The 16,436-nt window shown below is 39.8% G+C and carries 15 protein-coding genes and 1 riboswitch; of the genes, 11 read left to right on the forward strand and 4 right to left on the reverse strand.

The window, feature by feature from the left end; all coding sequences use genetic code 11:
• Window positions 1-194 precede the first annotated feature (194 nt).
• Window positions 195-1,061, reverse strand: coding sequence for a dihydropteroate synthase (gene folP / locus AC106S_RS06315; RefSeq protein WP_482438237.1), 867 nt, complete (start codon window positions 1,059-1,061; stop codon window positions 195-197).
• A 276-nt stretch (window positions 1,062-1,337) separates the two neighbouring features.
• On the opposite strand from folP, the gene AC106S_RS06320 reads away from it, so the two are divergent.
• The 5 genes from AC106S_RS06320 to tpiA all read left to right on the forward strand — a co-directional run bounded on the left by AC106S_RS06320 (window position 1,338) and on the right by tpiA (window position 6,481).
• Complete coding sequence (locus AC106S_RS06320; protein WP_482438238.1) at window positions 1,338-1,901, forward strand: DUF1599 domain-containing protein; 564 nt, start codon at window positions 1,338-1,340, stop codon at window positions 1,899-1,901.
• A gap of 6 nt (window positions 1,902-1,907) precedes the next feature.
• Window positions 1,908-3,020 carry a BT_3928 family protein gene (locus AC106S_RS06325; RefSeq protein WP_482438239.1) on the forward strand — a complete coding sequence of 371 codons (1,113 nt, stop codon included), beginning with the start codon at window positions 1,908-1,910 and terminating at the stop codon, window positions 3,018-3,020.
• A gap of 128 nt (window positions 3,021-3,148) precedes the next feature.
• Window positions 3,149-3,499, forward strand: coding sequence for a TerB family tellurite resistance protein (locus AC106S_RS06330; protein WP_482438240.1), 351 nt, complete (start codon window positions 3,149-3,151; stop codon window positions 3,497-3,499).
• A gap of 27 nt (window positions 3,500-3,526) precedes the next feature.
• Complete coding sequence (locus tag AC106S_RS06335) at window positions 3,527-5,650, forward strand: S9 family peptidase (protein ID WP_482438241.1); 2,124 nt, start codon at window positions 3,527-3,529, stop codon at window positions 5,648-5,650.
• Between the two features lie 72 nt (window positions 5,651-5,722).
• Complete coding sequence (tpiA, locus tag AC106S_RS06340; RefSeq protein WP_482438242.1) at window positions 5,723-6,481, forward strand: triose-phosphate isomerase; 759 nt, start codon at window positions 5,723-5,725, stop codon at window positions 6,479-6,481.
• A 241-nt stretch (window positions 6,482-6,722) separates the two neighbouring features.
• Here tpiA and AC106S_RS06345 read toward each other — a convergent pair whose 3' ends face one another.
• On the reverse strand, window positions 6,723-7,985 hold the full coding sequence (locus AC106S_RS06345) for an esterase-like activity of phytase family protein (RefSeq protein WP_482438243.1): 1,263 nt from the start codon (window positions 7,983-7,985) through the stop codon (window positions 6,723-6,725).
• 247 nt (window positions 7,986-8,232) lie between these two features.
• Window positions 8,233-8,423: riboswitch (cobalamin riboswitch) on the forward strand.
• 80 nt (window positions 8,424-8,503) lie between these two features.
• On the opposite strand from AC106S_RS06345, the gene AC106S_RS06350 reads away from it, so the two are divergent.
• Window positions 8,504-9,628, forward strand: coding sequence for a T9SS type A sorting domain-containing protein (locus AC106S_RS06350; protein ID WP_482438244.1), 1,125 nt, complete (start codon window positions 8,504-8,506; stop codon window positions 9,626-9,628).
• 217 nt (window positions 9,629-9,845) lie between these two features.
• Here AC106S_RS06350 and clpP read toward each other — a convergent pair whose 3' ends face one another.
• Both clpP and dnaG read right to left on the reverse strand, forming a co-directional pair.
• Complete coding sequence (gene clpP, locus AC106S_RS06355) at window positions 9,846-10,532, reverse strand: ATP-dependent Clp endopeptidase proteolytic subunit ClpP (RefSeq protein ID WP_050021502.1); 687 nt, start codon at window positions 10,530-10,532, stop codon at window positions 9,846-9,848.
• Window positions 10,533-10,653: 121 nt separating this feature from the next.
• Window positions 10,654-12,636, reverse strand: coding sequence for a DNA primase (gene dnaG / locus AC106S_RS06360; RefSeq protein ID WP_482438245.1), 1,983 nt, complete (start codon window positions 12,634-12,636; stop codon window positions 10,654-10,656).
• A 210-nt stretch (window positions 12,637-12,846) separates the two neighbouring features.
• On the opposite strand from dnaG, the gene tsaE reads away from it, so the two are divergent.
• The 5 genes from tsaE to AC106S_RS06385 all read left to right on the forward strand — a co-directional run bounded on the left by tsaE (window position 12,847) and on the right by AC106S_RS06385 (window position 16,428).
• Entirely contained in the window at window positions 12,847-13,254 is a 408-nt protein-coding gene (tsaE, locus tag AC106S_RS06365) for a tRNA (adenosine(37)-N6)-threonylcarbamoyltransferase complex ATPase subunit type 1 TsaE (protein WP_482438246.1), read from the forward strand.
• A gap of 70 nt (window positions 13,255-13,324) precedes the next feature.
• Window positions 13,325-14,518 (forward strand): alanine dehydrogenase, encoded by a 1,194-nt coding sequence (locus AC106S_RS06370; protein WP_153394414.1) that lies wholly within the window; start codon window positions 13,325-13,327, stop codon window positions 14,516-14,518.
• The gene (locus AC106S_RS06375) at window positions 14,518-14,889 is read left to right on the forward strand and encodes a hypothetical protein (protein ID WP_482438247.1); all 372 of its coding nucleotides are present in this window, start codon (window positions 14,518-14,520) and stop codon (window positions 14,887-14,889) included. The genes AC106S_RS06370 and AC106S_RS06375 overlap by 1 nt, the downstream gene beginning before the upstream one ends.
• A gap of 80 nt (window positions 14,890-14,969) precedes the next feature.
• Window positions 14,970-15,740: a histidine kinase gene (locus AC106S_RS06380; protein WP_482438248.1), complete on the forward strand. Its 771-nt coding sequence runs from the start codon at window positions 14,970-14,972 to the stop codon at window positions 15,738-15,740.
• On the forward strand, window positions 15,718-16,428 hold the full coding sequence (locus AC106S_RS06385) for a LytR/AlgR family response regulator transcription factor (RefSeq protein WP_482438249.1): 711 nt from the start codon (window positions 15,718-15,720) through the stop codon (window positions 16,426-16,428). Before AC106S_RS06380 ends, AC106S_RS06385 begins: the two co-directional genes overlap by 23 nt.
• Window positions 16,429-16,436: the final 8 nt, after the last annotated feature.

Consider the following 16,436-nt stretch of genomic DNA (forward strand, 5'->3'; position numbering starts at 1 on the left):
CTCCTGACTTTGGAGTATATTTTTAAACTTTTTCAAAGCATTACACTACATCAGAAGACTTTGTGTAACGATAAATTTAAGTAGCGGGATGCTTTTTTCGATACACACCGTTGAATTTTAAAACTTTATGCTGATTTTTATAAACCTAACAGGTCTTGGAGACCTGTTAGGTTTTTATTAAGCGTACTCATACACTACGATTGATTTCTCAAAAACTCATCCACCGTTTTTTTAGCTTCAGCCACATCGTGTACCCTTAAAATTTTAGCACCCTGTTCCAAAACTTTCCGGTGAAGTTTCTGGGTTTCTTCATTAATATCCATTGGTAATTTCCCTAGAGGCTTATAGATAAACGATTTTCTGGAAATCCCTATCAGCAGTGGAAATCTTTCAAATCCGAGATATTCCGTTTCCCCGATCATTTTCATCTGGTCATCCACGGTTTTTCCAAATCCGAACCCGGGATCAAGGATAATATCTTTTACTCCTTTCTGAAGCAGTTCATTTGTTTTTTGTGAAAAATAGCGGTTTACTTCCAGGGTGATATCTTCATATTTAATCTTATCATGCATGGTTTCATAGGACGGATTAATGTGCATCAGAATATACGGAAGCCCGGTCTCAGCGGCTGTATCGAACATTTTTTCATCATACTGGCCGCCGGAAATATCATTAATCAAATCAATACCTTCATTAAAACCAAATTTTACGGTTTCCGAATAAAATGTATCCAGCGAAATCAACGCTTCCGGGAACTCTCTTTTGATCATGGAAATAATATTTCCCAGCCTTGCAATTTCTTCATCACTGGTCAGAAATTCAGCATTCGGGCGGGTAGACTGCGGTCCCAGATCAATAATAGAAGCGCCTTCTTTCAGGAGTTTTTCCGTATGTTTCAGGGCTGACTTTTCATTATTGAATGTTCCGCCATCAGAAAAAGAATCCGGGGTGAGGTTCAGAATTCCCATAATTTTGGGGATATCAAGCTGTACCAAACGGCCATTGCAATTGATGGAATAAGTCTTGGAATGTAAGGACTGGAAGGGGGTATCTGAGAACATGGAGCCGACGATTGATATTTGATTTTAGTACCGCAAAAATAGTGATTTTAAAGCCTTACGACCATCTGTTGTTATAAAATATGCATATAGATTCCCAGATATGAAATATAAATCTTCATGATCATCAAAGGGAAATCCACCTATAAATCCTTGAGCTTTAAACTTTGAACCTTGAACTCTAAAAACGGCACCCATCCTCCTCCGCTCACCACTCTCCCAACCTCTCCGTTTTCAAACCCAAAACTAATTCGTATATTTGAAAGATTAAGAGAATTTATGTCAGAAACATCAGTACAGTTCGGGAAAGTTATCAGTGAATGCCGTGATTTATTCAGCAAAAAATTACAGGATTACGGAGCAGCATGGAGGGTTTTAAGGCCCAGTTCTATTACGGATCAGATTTACATCAAAGTCAACAGAATCCGTACCCTTCAGATGACTGATAAAAAAATGGTGGATGAAAGTGAAGAAGGAGAATTCATTGCTATCGTCAACTATTCCATCATCGGGCTGATCCAGCTTGAAAAAGGTCTTTCCAATGATTTTAATGAAAACAAGGAAGAGATTATGTCTCTTTATGATCAATATGCTCAGGAGGCCCTGGCTTTAATGGAAAGAAAAAACCATGATTATGGTGAAGCATGGAGAGATATGCGGATCACTTCCATTACCGATCTTATTTATCAGAAAGTACTGAGAACGAAACAGATTGAGGATAATCAGGGACAAACCATTGTTTCCGAAGGACTGGATGCCAACTATTTCGACATGCTGAATTACGCTGTTTTCTGCCTCATCAAATTCTCTGAAAAAGAAATGAATTCTGAACCCCAAAAATAATTTGATATGCTTAAAGGTTTATTACGTTTTATTATTGCTGTGATCTTCATCCTTTCAGGTTTTGTAAAGGCGGTGGATCTGGTAGGATTTTCCTTCAAAATGGAAGAATATTTTTCACCTTCCGTTTTCAATATGCCTTTCCTTGAAAAATTCGCACTGCTGTTTTCAATAGTAGTAGTTGTACTGGAACTTTTCCTGGGATTTATGTTACTGCTTAAGATAAAACTAAAATTTACCCTTTCGGCATTAATCGCCCTTTGTATCTTCTTTGGATTCCTGACTTTCTACTCCGCTTACTTCAATGTAGTAACGGATTGCGGATGTTTCGGGGATGCGGTAAAATTTACACCGTGGCAGAGTTTCATTAAGGATATTGTCCTTCTTGCAGGGCTGATCCTTCTGTTTATCCTGTACAGAAAAGAATTCAGGAAGAAAGATGAGTATGGCAGCAGCAATACCCGGGAGTCTTCCGGCAAATTTAAATATTATATTCTGGGAATCTTCTCTCTGATCATGATCTACATTATGGCTCAGGGCATTATGCATGAACCGATGATTGATTTCCGTGATTATAAGATCGGAACCAGCATCAAAGCTGAAAAAGAGAAGATTAATAAAAATCCGTCTGAATACAAAACCTTCTATTCCCTTAAAAATCAGAAAACTGGAGAGACCGTAAATGTAGACCAGGACGACTATATCAAAGAAACAAAATACTGGGCCGAAGGTTCACCGTGGAAAATAGAGGAAGGAAAAAATAAATCTGTTCTGATTAAAGAAGGTTATAAATCCGAGATCGCAAAATTCAAGATTGATGATCCTTCCGGAATAGAACTTACCGAGGAAATCATCAATGCTCCCAAAGCCATTCTCATCTTCTCTTATCATCCTAAAGACCTGTCTGCAGATCTTCTTCAGAAAACCGAAGCTAAGGTGAATGCCCAAAAAGGAGCAGTGATCTATGGTGTTTCTACGCTTCCGGACACCTTTAAAACCATTAAAAATACCATGATGGACGGAACGGCAATCAAAACCATTGCCCGAAGCAACCCTTTCGTACTGATACTGGAAAAAGGAAAAATCGTAGACAAACAGCCAGCGAAAGACTATATTAAATAACAGAGCAGCCAATGATGAATAGTGAATTTTAATAATAATTATTCTCATAAATTAACTATTCAGCTGCGAAGCAAAACTGCCCATTTCACTATAAAAATCAATTATCAAATTAAAAACATACATTAAGAATGCAAAAATCAAATAAATCCATTGCCGGTTATCACCTTTTAATGATTCTTTCCTCAGTAGACGGAGAATTTGCTCCTGAAGAAGGAATGCTTGTACAGCAATATCTGGCAGATGAATTTCCGTTCAGAATGAATCTTGATAACGAGCTTGAAACCCTTGCTTTATTACAGCCGGAAGAATGGAAGGACCATTTTGAATTCCATGCAAGATGCTTTCATGACGATTCCACAGAAGATGAGCGTGTAAAATTTGCTGAATTTGCCAAAACACTCATCAAAGCAGACAATAAAGTGACCGATGAAGAGCATACTTTTTACAGGCTTCTGAAAAACCTGTGGAATATTGCTTAAACTGATCCAAAAAAAACAAAATATACCGTGAAAAAATTTTATTTAGGAATATTAGCATTAAGTACGTGTATGCAGGCTCAGAAATTCCCCGCCCTGAAGGCTCCTATTGCCGGAAAGCAGGAACATATCCGCGAAATCCACGGTGATAGGGTCAATGATCCGTATTACTGGATGATCGATTATTTCAAAAAAGGAAAAGATTCTACCAGAGTCGTTGATTATCTGAAAGCAGAAAACACCTATTGGGAAGGTATGATGAAAGATACGGAACCTTTCAGGGAACAGCTTTTCCAGGAAATGAAAGCCAGGATCAAGGAGAAAGATGAATCTGTACCGGTTTTCAGAAACGGATATTATTACTATACGCGCACGGAAGCCGGAAAACAGTACTATAAATACTGCAGGAAAAAAGGCAGTCTTAACGCTCCTGAAGAAATTGTTCTGGATGTAGACCAGCTTGCAGAGGGACATTCCTATTTTGCAGCTGCCGGATTCAGCATCAGCCCGGATAACACCAAACTGCTTTACGGTGTAGATGACGTTTCCAGAAGACAGTATAAATTGTTTCTGAAGGACCTCACCACAGGAAAAACAACAGATCTCGGCATTAAAAATACAGGAGGTTCTGCCGAATGGGGAAATGATAACAAAACCATTTTCTATACAGAAAATAACCCTGTTACCCTTCTGTCTGAAAAAATCAAAAGACATACTTTAGGAACAGATCCCGGCAAAGATGTAACGGTTTATGAAGAAAAAGACAAAACGAATTTCATATCGGTATACAAGTCTAAAAACCAGAAATATATTCTGATTCATTCCGGAGCTACGACCTCTTCCGAAACCAGATACCTGAATGCTGATAAACCGGACGGAACTTTCAAAGTCTTCCAGCCCAGGATGAAAAATGTTCTGTATACGGTAACGCCTCTGGAAGATAAATTTCTGATCAGAACGAATAAAGATGCCCTGAACTTCAAGATCGCCGAAACTCCTCTGGATAAAACAGGGGTTGAAAACTGGAAAGACTTTATTCCGCACAGAAATGATGTCCTGATGCAGGGTGTAAGTGCTTTTAAAAACTATCTTGTTTTCAGTGAAAGGCAGAACGGCCTAACCCAGCTGATCGTTTTCGACAGAAAGACAGGTAAAAAAGAACCGCTGAAATTTGATGAACCCGTTTATACCGCTTCAGCAGCTGAAAATCCGGAATACAATACGGATAACTTCCGTTTCGCCTATACTTCAATGATTACGCCTTCTTCCCAGTTTGAACAGGATTTAAAAACAGGAAAAAGAACCCTTCTGAAACAGCAGGAAGTTCTGGGAGGTTACAATAAAGACAATTACACCACAGAAAGACTTTTTGCCACAGCAAAAGACGGAACCAGGATTCCAATTTCCATTGTGTATAAAAAAGGATTTAAAAAAGACGGGAACAGTCCGTTGCTGCTTTATGCCTATGGTTCTTACGGAAGCTCTATGGATGCCTCTTTCAGCAGTACAAGACTGAGTCTTTTAAACAGAGGTTTTGCTTTTGCGATTGCCCACATCCGCGGCGGCCAGGAAATGGGAAGGCAATGGTATGAAGACGGAAAAATGATGAAAAAGAAAAATACATTTACCGATTTCATTGATGCCGGAGAATATCTGGTTAAAGAAAAATACACCTCCCCTAAACATCTGTATGCCCAGGGAGGAAGTGCCGGAGGTTTGCTGATGGGAGCTATTGTCAATATGAAACCCAATTTATGGAACGGAGTAATTTCACAGGTTCCGTTTGTAGATGTAGTCAACACGATGCTTGATGAAAGCATTCCGCTTACCACCAACGAATATGACGAATGGGGAAATCCTAATAACAAAGACGCTTACTTCTATATGAAATCTTACTCACCGTATGAAAATATAGAAAAAAAGAACTATCCGAACCTTCTGGTAACCACAGGCCTTCACGATTCCCAGGTACAGTATTTTGAGCCGGCCAAATGGGTAGCCAAACTGAGAGATATGAAAACCGATAAAAACGTACTTCTTTTAAAAACCGATATGGAATACGGTCATGGCGGAGCCTCAGGAAGGTTTGATTATCTGAAGGATCTTGCGCTGGTGTATGCGTTTATGTTTAAACTGGAAGGGATTAATAAATAAGAAAGCTGCCGCAGATTATGGAGATTTACCGGCGCGAAAAATATAATAGTAAATAAATCAATATATAAAACTATGAGAAGAAAAATAGTTGCAGGAAACTGGAAAATGAACAAAAATGTAATTGATGCACAGCAGTTAATGATTCAATTACTGAGCTATAAAAACAGTAGTGCCACGAACTGTGAAATATGGATTGCTCCGCCTTCCTTATACCTGATGATGGCAAAAGATATCTTTGAAAAAGATGAGATCGGTGTGTTTTCCCAGGATATGAGCGCTCACGAAAGCGGTGCCTATACCGGGGAAATTTCTGCGGATATGCTTGAATCTATTGATGCTACCGGTTCACTGATCGGGCATTCCGAGAGAAGACAGTACCACGGTGAAACCGATGCAAGCTGCAACAAAAAGGTAAAACTGGCGCTTGATAAAGGTCTTATCCCTGTTTACTGTAACGGAGAAACCCTGGAGCAGAGAAAAGCAGGCCAGCATTTTGATGTGGTAAAAAGCCAGACTGAAGAAGCTCTTTTCACGCTTTCTGCTGACGAGATCAAAAAAGTGGTGATTGCTTACGAACCGGTTTGGGCAATCGGAACCGGAGAGACGGCTACACCGGAGCAGGCTCAGGAAATTCATGCACACATCAGAAGCATTATTGCAGGAAAATATGGCCAGGAAGTAGCCGATGAGGTTTCTATCCTTTACGGAGGTTCTGTAAAACCGGATAATGCTAAAGAAATCTTCTCCCAGCCGGATATTGACGGAGGACTGATTGGAGGGGCTGCTTTAAAATTAGAGGATTTCTCTAAAATTATCGAGGCTTTCAATTAATATTATAAAAACAGGTTTTGGCTAAAGCCAATGGAGTTTATTTTTATATGTGAACGGACCCAATTGAATTGATTATGATTAACCAGATCAAACGATGCAAAAAACAGCAGATAACATCTGTGAAATTTGTGTGATCCGTAGGAAAAATAACCATAACATCCATTTCTACTGAGCTTAACCAACATACATCAACAAAAACGGCGGAATCTTCGATTCCGCCGTTTTCTTTAAAAAAATCTAATTATTGAATATCGACTATATACATAGTTCCCTTATCTACTTTCCCGGTTTTAGGAAGGATCTTGGCTTTCGGATTTCCGTTTCCGTCATCTAAGATTCCAAAATCGTCATCATTGAAAACAGCCAGTTTATTATTTCCAAGATAAACGATTCCTTCAAACTTATCATGTTCATAGCCCAGCTTGGCCACCAGGTCTGCGGCTAATGTTTTGGACACCGGTTTTATTCCGGCGGTGGTAATTTCGTTCCATGTACACTGTTCCAGGGCTTTATTATTGATCTTCATTCCGTCCACAGCGGCCACATCAGGTCCGGTTACGTCAGAAGCATCTGCCAGGCTGATCCTGTATACTTTTTTCACGCCGCCCTGCGAACCGAAGTTTCCGTCTCTTTCAATAACCAGGAATTCCGTGTTGCTGATCGCGGTTATATCGCAGACAGAATCTGAAGTTCCGCCATCCTGTTTATATAAAAACTGTTTTGTTTTTCCTGTGGCAATATCGAATGTAACAATCCTCGTTAAAGTGGTATTGGTAGCCAAAGCCTTTGTAGGAACATACATCATTGACTGGATGGTTCCTACGAGCGTTTTTCCGTCCGGAGTGATGCAGAGCCCTTCCATTCCCCTGTTGGCTCTTCTTTTGGCTAAAACAGCAGGCAGCTTTCTCGGTCCTGTATTAACGCCTATCGGGCTGATTCTTTCCATTTCCACTCCTTCAGCACTGTAATGTACGATATGCGGACCATACTCATCAGATACCCAGAAGGTACCGTCAGCTGCTGCAACAAGGCTCTCGCTGTCCAGTCCGTAATTATCCGTTCCTAAAACATTTCCGTTTACATCATAAGCGGTTTCGCCTGTACTTCCCATTCCTGCGGGATTTGGAAGCCCTGTGATGGGCTGGCCGGAAGGATTTTTAAGTTTAATATATTTAATGACCTCGATATTTCCTTCAGTATTGATCTTAAAATGCATAATGGTCGGCGTGAAATCCGGAGCCGGAAATTTTTTCCCGTTCAGATAGTCGGTATTGGGACCGCGGTCTGTAATGACATAGAATTCACCTTTTCTGCCTGGGTGGGCGGCTGCTCCGGAGCCAAAACCTCCGTTAATCACATCTACCCCATTTACCGTTGCCAGTTTGGAAAAAGGAAATTCCTGAGGAAGTCTGGAATAATTAATATCCTGGCCGCTTACATGGTCATCATCTTTACATGATGCCATAGCAATAAGCGCCAAAGCAGAGATCAGCAGTTTTTTCATGTTTACTTTTATGGCAGCGAAAATAGATAATGATTGTAAACTGATCTTGAATACAAGAATAAGTATATTTTAACAATCAAGGTTTAAGGTTAATTTATTTTAAACACAAAAAATATCAGGATAAAACATCATATTCCGGAATTCTTTATCGAATTAAAAAAGTCATAAGACCGAAAATGACCTGATCTTTAAACAAAATTTAAAAAATCAGAATAATTCACAAAATGACATCAAAAATTTAGATATTATATTTGTAGCGGTTTAAGGCTGAACCATTGTTCATTAAAAGGGAACCAAGTGAGAAGAATATTCAATTCTTGGGCTGTACCCGCAACTGTAAGCTGTTTAAACAGGAGTATACTGTGCCACTGGATCAAAAATCCGGGAAGGCGTATTCCTGATGCGAGCCAGGAGACCTGCCTTATTCCATATTCATCAGAAACAGAGTATCTGAAGTCATTCATTTCTTTTTTTCTGAAGGAAAGTTTCGGGAATAAAACTTTTAATTTAATGATATCATGAAAAAAATCTACTTTTTTTTCCTGCTGCTTTGTATGCAGCTCCTGTCGGCCCAGTTCACCGAAAACGACATTAAATTCTGGGTAGGAACCGGTTCTAAAAAAGCCTACCTCATTGCTGATTTCAATGATGACGACAATCCTTCTTCCTATGCCTGGGGATACCGTTTTGATTCGGATGATCTTACCATGGAAGACCTCATCACCGCTATTGCCGCCGCAGAGCCTAAAATGGAAGTGGAAATTCCCTCCGGATTCCTTTACAGCCTGAACTATAACCACCACGTACCCAGCCTGGATGATTACTGGTCTACATGGTCAGGACCGTCTGCCGAAAATATGACGCTTAATAACGGGGTAAACGGAGATCCGCTCGTGAACGGAAAATGGTACGGAGTTTCTTTTGGATATGGATTTACTGATAATACCCCTCCACTTTCCCATCCCTCATCTCCGGTAGCCGCTTACAGTTCTGCCTGGTATAATGCATCGCAGATTACCCATTGGATCGGTACGGGAAGTAATTCAAGCCTTGTGGTTATCGATTTCGGAACCAACAGTCCAAACGGTTCTGCCCATTCATTTGTTTTCGGAATCCGCTATAACGGAAGCATTACCGCAGAACAGGCCCTCCAGCAAATTCAGGCCCAAGCTTCCTATTTCAATTTCGCTTCCAACGGAGGGCAGATTGCTTCTTTATCTTTAAACAGTCATTCAGGAACATCTTCCGGAAATAATGCATGGAAGCTTTTCAAAGGAAAAGATCTTTCATCATGGAGAAGTCAGGCTTCTTTGTCACAGACTCAGTTAAACAATAATGAATGGCTGGGTTTAAGCTTTGGACAAAGATTACCGTTTACGCCTACCGAAGCATCACTTGAAGTTTTAGGGGTTTCTGATATCCGGAAGAAAGCATTCAGAGTTTATCCTAACCCTGCCAGTGATTTCATTCATATAGAAACAGCTGAAAATATTATCGAAGTAAATATTTATGGAGTTTCAGGACAGAAAGTCCTTACTTCAAAAGCTACAAAAATCGATATTCAGTCTTTACAGTCCGGTATTTATCTGATGGAAATTAAAACTTCAAAAAATACAGCGGTTCATAAGTTGATTAAAAAATAATGCATATTGTGGGATATTTTATCCTCACAGATCGGGGAGGTTACACAGATTCTTTTAAAATTATAATGATAAAAAGTATATGAGTGCGATTAGATAAAAACCTAACAGGTCTCGGAGACCTGCTAGGTTTAAAAGCAGCACAAACATTAAAAAATCAACATAAAGACAAAAAAACGCACCGGGCTGGTGCGTTTTTTATCATCCTTATAAGGAAAAATTATTTTTTCTCTGTTGATCTCTGTAAAACCTCGTCTACCATTCCGTAGCCTTTAGCCTCTTCAGAAGTCATCCAGTAATCTCTGTCGGAAGATTTCTCTACCCATTCGTAGGTTTGCCCTGAATGGTGAGCGATGATTTCATAAAGCTCCTGCTTCAGTTTCAGCATCTCTCTAAGGTTGATTTCCATATCCGAAGCAACTCCCTGAGCACCTCCTGAAGGCTGGTGGATCATTACTCTTGAATGCTTAAGTGCGGAGCGTTTTCCTTTTTCTCCGGCAACAAGAAGAACAGCTCCCATTGAAGCAGCCATTCCTGTACAGATGGTTGCTACATCAGGCTTGATGATCTGCATGGTATCATAGATTCCTAACCCTGCATACACGCTTCCGCCCGGCGAGTTGATATAAATCTGGATATCTTTTGAAGGATCTGCACTTTCAAGGAATAAAAGCTGTGCCGTTACGATGTTGGCCACCTGATCATCAATCCCTGTTCCCAGGAAAATGATTCTGTCCATCATCAGACGTGAAAATACGTCCATCTGAGCAACGTTTAATCTTCTTTCCTCCATGATGTACGGTGTAAGATTGGTTGGACCATACATTCCCATATACTGATCGGTAACCAGACCGTTATTTCCTAAATGTTTTACAGAGAAATCTCTGAATTCTTTTTTAATGTCCATATTTCTATTATGTATTATTATACTATTTTTTCAAAGTTTAAATTACAACTTTTATTCCTAAAATTTTATAGGACTTTTTGTCACAGAATGTCAATTCTATATTCTAAAATCCGAAGTCCTGCTATTTTCTTCTGTTTCCGTAAATTCCTTTGATCGGGGAATACTCTATAATTTCACTTAATTTCATGGAAGCCTGTTTCAGTAACGTGATCTTTTTGATGAGCTCAAAATATTTTGTTTCATCCGTACTGTTGAACCGGTCAAGCTCATTGGCCGTTTGTTTTATTAAATAATCAATATACCTGTATTTATGAAGCAGGACATCACCTCTTACCTGGTCAGCAATTTTGTCGCCGTAATTGGGAGGATAAATATTCCTGGAGGCCCAGTTTTCAAGATCATCCAGGGGCATCAGCGCATCTACAACTTTAGAGGTGATCTCTTCATCCATAAAGGATACAAAAAAGTTTCCGCTCCTCAGCTCATCTTTCTGAATACCTTCCCTTACCTGATTGATGATCAATTCATTACTTTTTACCAGAAACTCATACTGTTCGTCTTCAAAATGATGGAGAATTTCTTCAATCACCGTGATCTGATATTCATCATTTTTATCATCTCTTCTTTTTAAAACAACATCTCCGAACATCAGCATATGATCTACCAGTTTATTCTCCATAAACAGAACATCAAAGAGAAAGGGATCACTTTTTTCCTCATCAGGAGGCACAATTTCCATTTTGGGAACTGCCTTTTCCTTCTGCTGCTGAACATGCTGATTCTGATTCTGGGAAATCTGCTTCTGTACATCCAGCTCATTGAACAGGCTCTGCTCAGATAATCCGAATTTATTGGAAACCTCTTTCAGATAAACCTCTCTTTTCAGGGCATTCTGTACAAAGGAAACCGATTTTACGATATTCCGTATCGCTTCAGCTTTTTTAATGGGATCATTTCCGGCATCTTTCAGGAGAATCTCTGCTTTGAAGTCGATGAAATCCATCGCTTCATTTTCGATGAACTTTTCTACATATTCCTGAGGATGCTTTCTGGCAAAAGAATCGGGGTCGTCTCCTTCCGGAAACAAAAGGACCCTGATGTTCATTCCTTCGGTCAGAAGCATATCGATACTTCTGAAACTCGCTTTTATTCCGGCATTATCGCCATCAAAGAGGATCGTTACGTTTTCCGTAAGTCTTTTGATCAGCTTGATCTGTTCAGTCGTCAGAGAGGTTCCGGAACTGGCCACTACGTTTTCTATCCCGGACATATGAAGTGAGATCACATCCATATATCCTTCCACCAGAAGACAGACGTTTTTCCTTGAAATAGCCTGCTTACTCTGATTCAGACCGTAAAGGACATTGGATTTGTGATAAATCTCCGTTTCCGGCGAGTTGAGGTATTTGGCGGTTTTAACGTTATTCTTTAAAATTCTGGCCCCAAATCCCAGTACCCTTCCGGAAAAACTGTGAATCGGGAAAATAACCCTTTCCCGGAAACGGTCAACTCCTGCAGGTGTATTTTCCGGGAAAATGGAAAGTCCTGATTTTTCAAGAATTTCTTTGGTATATCCTTTTTCCAGCGCATAAGCGGTAAATGCATTTTTCTTTTCCGGGGAATATCCCAGCTGAAATTTCCGGATTGTATCATCTTTTAACTCACGTTCCCTGAAATAGGACAGGCCAATGCTTTTCCCTTCCTCAGAGTCCCAGAGTATATCCTGAAAATAGGCATTCGCCACTTCATGGATCTTATACAGCTGATCCCTTTCCGACTGGGCGTTTTTAGCTTCTTCGGAAAATTCACGCTGGTCTTCTTCAATCTCAATTCCGTATTTTTTAGCGGCGTGGCGAAGTGCTTCAGGATAGGTGAAATTTTCGATCTCCATCAGGAAAGAAATGGCCGTTCCTCCTTTTCCGGTAGAGAAATCCTTCCAGATCTGCTTACTGGCAGAAACTACAAAACTGGGAGTCTTTTCATCGTGAAAAGGACTGAGCCCTTTGAAGTTAGACCCTGCTCTCTTCAACTGCACGTACTCTCCCACTATCTCTTCTACCCGTATCGTTGAGAAAATTTTATCTATGGTCTGCTTGGAAATCATAGTGTAAAATTAAATATTTAGTTTGAAGAAAAAAAACTTCCCCGGAAAGTAATACGGGACCACAAATCCACTAAGTGATTAAAAAATAATTTTACAACTTTCATAGGAGAACCGGTCTGAAGTATTTTCAGGCCGGTTTTTGTTTTGCTGGTAATTTAGAATTAAATTTGCAGGGTCAGGTTAACCTGTATTTTTAAATTTAAATCCATCATGAATTATACCATACATACCATTGAAGACTGGCAGAAAATTGTTGATACCATTATTCCTGAATTAAAGCACAATATCTTTCTTTTAAAGGGAAATCTGGGAGCAGGAAAAACCACTTTCACTCAGTTTCTGCTTAAAAATCTGGGAAGTAATGATGAAGTTAATTCACCTACCTATTCTATCGTGAATGAATACAACACTCCGAAAGGAAAAATCTACCATTTCGACCTTTACCGCCTGAAAAACATTGAGGAAGTATATGATATCGGCATCGAAGAGTATCTGGATAATGCTTTCCTGTGCATCATTGAGTGGCCGGAAGTGTATGAAGAAGAGCTTTACGGGCTTAATTACCACACAATGAGCATCATCAATACAGGTGATGAAAGAGAAATCACATTCGATTAAATATTGTGTATCTTTGCTTATTAATTCAATGGTAAAATAACGATCTGTAAGACCTAATTTAATTTAAAGAATGAGTACTACAAATATTTTTACTCCTTTCACTGAAGAAGAGCTGATGCCGAAAGAGGAAAAGCTGGAGGTTATAAAAAAAGGAAAGCAATTCAGTATTGGAATTCCTAAAGAGACCTGTCTTAATGAAAGAAGGACCTGCATTACTCCTGACGCGGTACAGGTATTGGTAGAACACGGCCACGAAATCATTATAGAAGCCGGTGCCGGGGAAGGTTCTTTTTTTACAGACCTTCAGTATTCTGAATCCGGAGCAAGGGTTACCAATGATCCGAAAGAGGCATTCGGGCAGGATCTTATCCTGAAGATTAACCCTCCTACTGAGGATGAAATTGATTATATGAAGCCTAATACCTATCTGGTTTCAGCACTTCAGATCAACCTGAGAGATAAAGATTATTTCTTAAAACTGGCAGAGAAAAAGATCAATGCCATTGCTTTTGAATTTATTGTAGACGAATATAAACAGCTGGCTTTAGTAAGACTGGTCGGCGAAATTGCAGGAACTGTTTCTATTTTATATGCATCGGAGCTGCTTGCTCTTTCTAACGGCTTAATGCTGGGAGGAATCACAGGAGTAAGACCTGCGGAAGTCGTTATTCTGGGAGCCGGAATCGTAGGTGAATTTGCTACCAAAGCAGCCATCGGATTAGGTGCCAGTGTGAGGGTTTTTGATAATTCCCTTTCAAAACTGAGAAGACTTCATACCCTTGTGGACAGCAGGGTTCCCACTTCTATCATTGATCCTAAAGAACTCAGCAAAAGCCTAAGACGTGCCGATGTTGTAATCGGGGCCCTTCCAAGACTGAATATGACACCTATCGTTACCGAAGATATGGTGATGAACATGAAGAAAGGCAGTGTTATTATTGACATTACCATCGACAACGGCAAAGTGATCGAAACTTCCGAACTGACAACGATGGAAGATCCTTATATCATCAAGCACGGTGTCATCCACTGCGGACTTCCGAACCTTACCTCCAGGATGCCGAGAACCACCACGAAAGCGATCTCCAATTTCTTCCTTTCCTACATCCTTAACTATGACGAAGAAGGCGGTTTTGAAAATATGCTGATCCGTAAAAATGAAATGAAGCAGAGCTTATACATGTACAAGGGAAGGCATACGAAAAAGATCATCTGCGACCGTTTCGGACTGACCTACCACGATATCAATCTTTTAATTTTCTAATGAAAAAACTGAAATTCTACTTAATAGGCCTTGTTCCGGGGCTCATTATCGTATTCTTTATATTAAACAAAAAAGGAGCAAGCTGCAGCGGTTATCTGCCGAACAGCCGTGTAATTGCAGAAACCCTGTCCAAAGACTTTAAATATTCTGAAGGTTTTAAAACTGAAATGAATACGCATAAAATCGATGAAAAATTCCTGAAAGACAGCATCATTACCAAAGGAAAGATTGATTTCGACAGAAGCCACGCACAGAAAAAACCATGCCCGGATTATGTACTCACCTACCCTGAAAAGAATCCGCTCTATGAGATCACTTTTGAAAAATGCGAGGAAAGTGCTACACTGAACAGCCTGAAAAAAATCAGATAATCCTTTTCTGAAACAGGAAAAAGTCATCTTTGACGATCCACTGTTCTTTTTTAATTTTGCATCACGCTAAATAAGTATTTATGGGAGGCAATTACTACATGATCCACGATTATCTGATATTCATTGGAGTATTTGCTATATTCTTTTTTCTGACGGTAAGCATTTACCTGTTCAGTCAAAACGGTAAACTCAGGCAGCGGAATACAAGACTTTCTGAAACCAATAAACTTATTGAACAGAAACTGAATGAAGTTCAGCTGGAACACATCGGTACCAAGCTGAATCCTCATTTGTTTAAAAACATTCTCAATTCCGTACAGTCGCATGCCTACCAGACGTATATGTCACTGGATAAGCTGGCGAATGTCCTGGATTATATTTTATACGAAAGCAACAACAAATTCGTCAGCCCGAAAGAAGAACTGAATTTTGCCCTGAGCCTTATCGAGATCAATAAAATTAAAATAAATCCTCTTTTTGATTTCAGGATCAAATCCAGGATCAACAAATCCGATGCGGTGTATGAGGAGAAGGTTTTTGCCCCGCTGATCTCCGTAGACCTTATTGAAAACGCTTTCAAACATACGGACTTTCTGGCACAGGATTCTTTCATTTCGATCTATATGGAGCTTGAAAACAGTGTTTTCACCATGAAAGTCAGCAACAAAGCTTCTTTAAAAAATGTGCTGGAAAAGGAAAAGAGCGGTTTCGGAAGCCAGTCTCTGGACCAAAGGCTGAAAATGATATACAGCAGCTGTTATCAGCTTGAAAAAAGTTCAAAAAACGGTATCTTCACCGCAGAATTAAAAATCAATTTAGGCGAATTCCATGATAAAATGCGTTATTCTTGATGATGAACTGCTGGCGATCAGCTACCTGAAGCTCCTGTGTGAACAGATTGATCATGTAGAAGTGGTAAAGGCATTCAATGATCCCAAAGTATTTTTAAATGAAATCGACAGCATCGACTGTAATCTCTGCATCCTTGATATTGAAATGCCCGGAATGACGGGGCTTCAGGTAGCCGAACTGATCTCAGGTTCTAAAAAGATTATTTTCACCACCGCCTATAAAGAGTATGCAGCGGAAGCTTTTGACCTGAATGTGGTAGATTACGTAAGAAAACCCATAAAAAAAGAAAGACTGATCCAGGCCTTTGAGAAAGCAAAAGAACTCGTTTCCGCATCTTCCAAAAAGGATTTTATAGAATGGAATACCAATATCGGGAAAACCGTCATCTTTACAGAACAGATCGCCTACATCAAAACCTCTGAGATCGACAGCCGGGATAAAGATATCATTCTGAATGACGGAACGGCCATTGTCCTGAAAAACCTCAGCTTTAAAAACCTTCTGGAAATGCTTCCCGCCAAAGATTTCGCTCAGATCAACAAAAAAGAAATCATCGCACTTTCTTCCATCAAAGTATTTTCCACCAACGAAATCATTACGACCATCCCTGCTGACGGAGATCATTTTCTTAAACTTCAGATTGGAGAAGCCTATAAAAACTCATTACCGGAACTGTTCGGAAAGTAGATAACTCA

Source organism: Chryseobacterium sp. FR054, assembly GCF_056844565.1.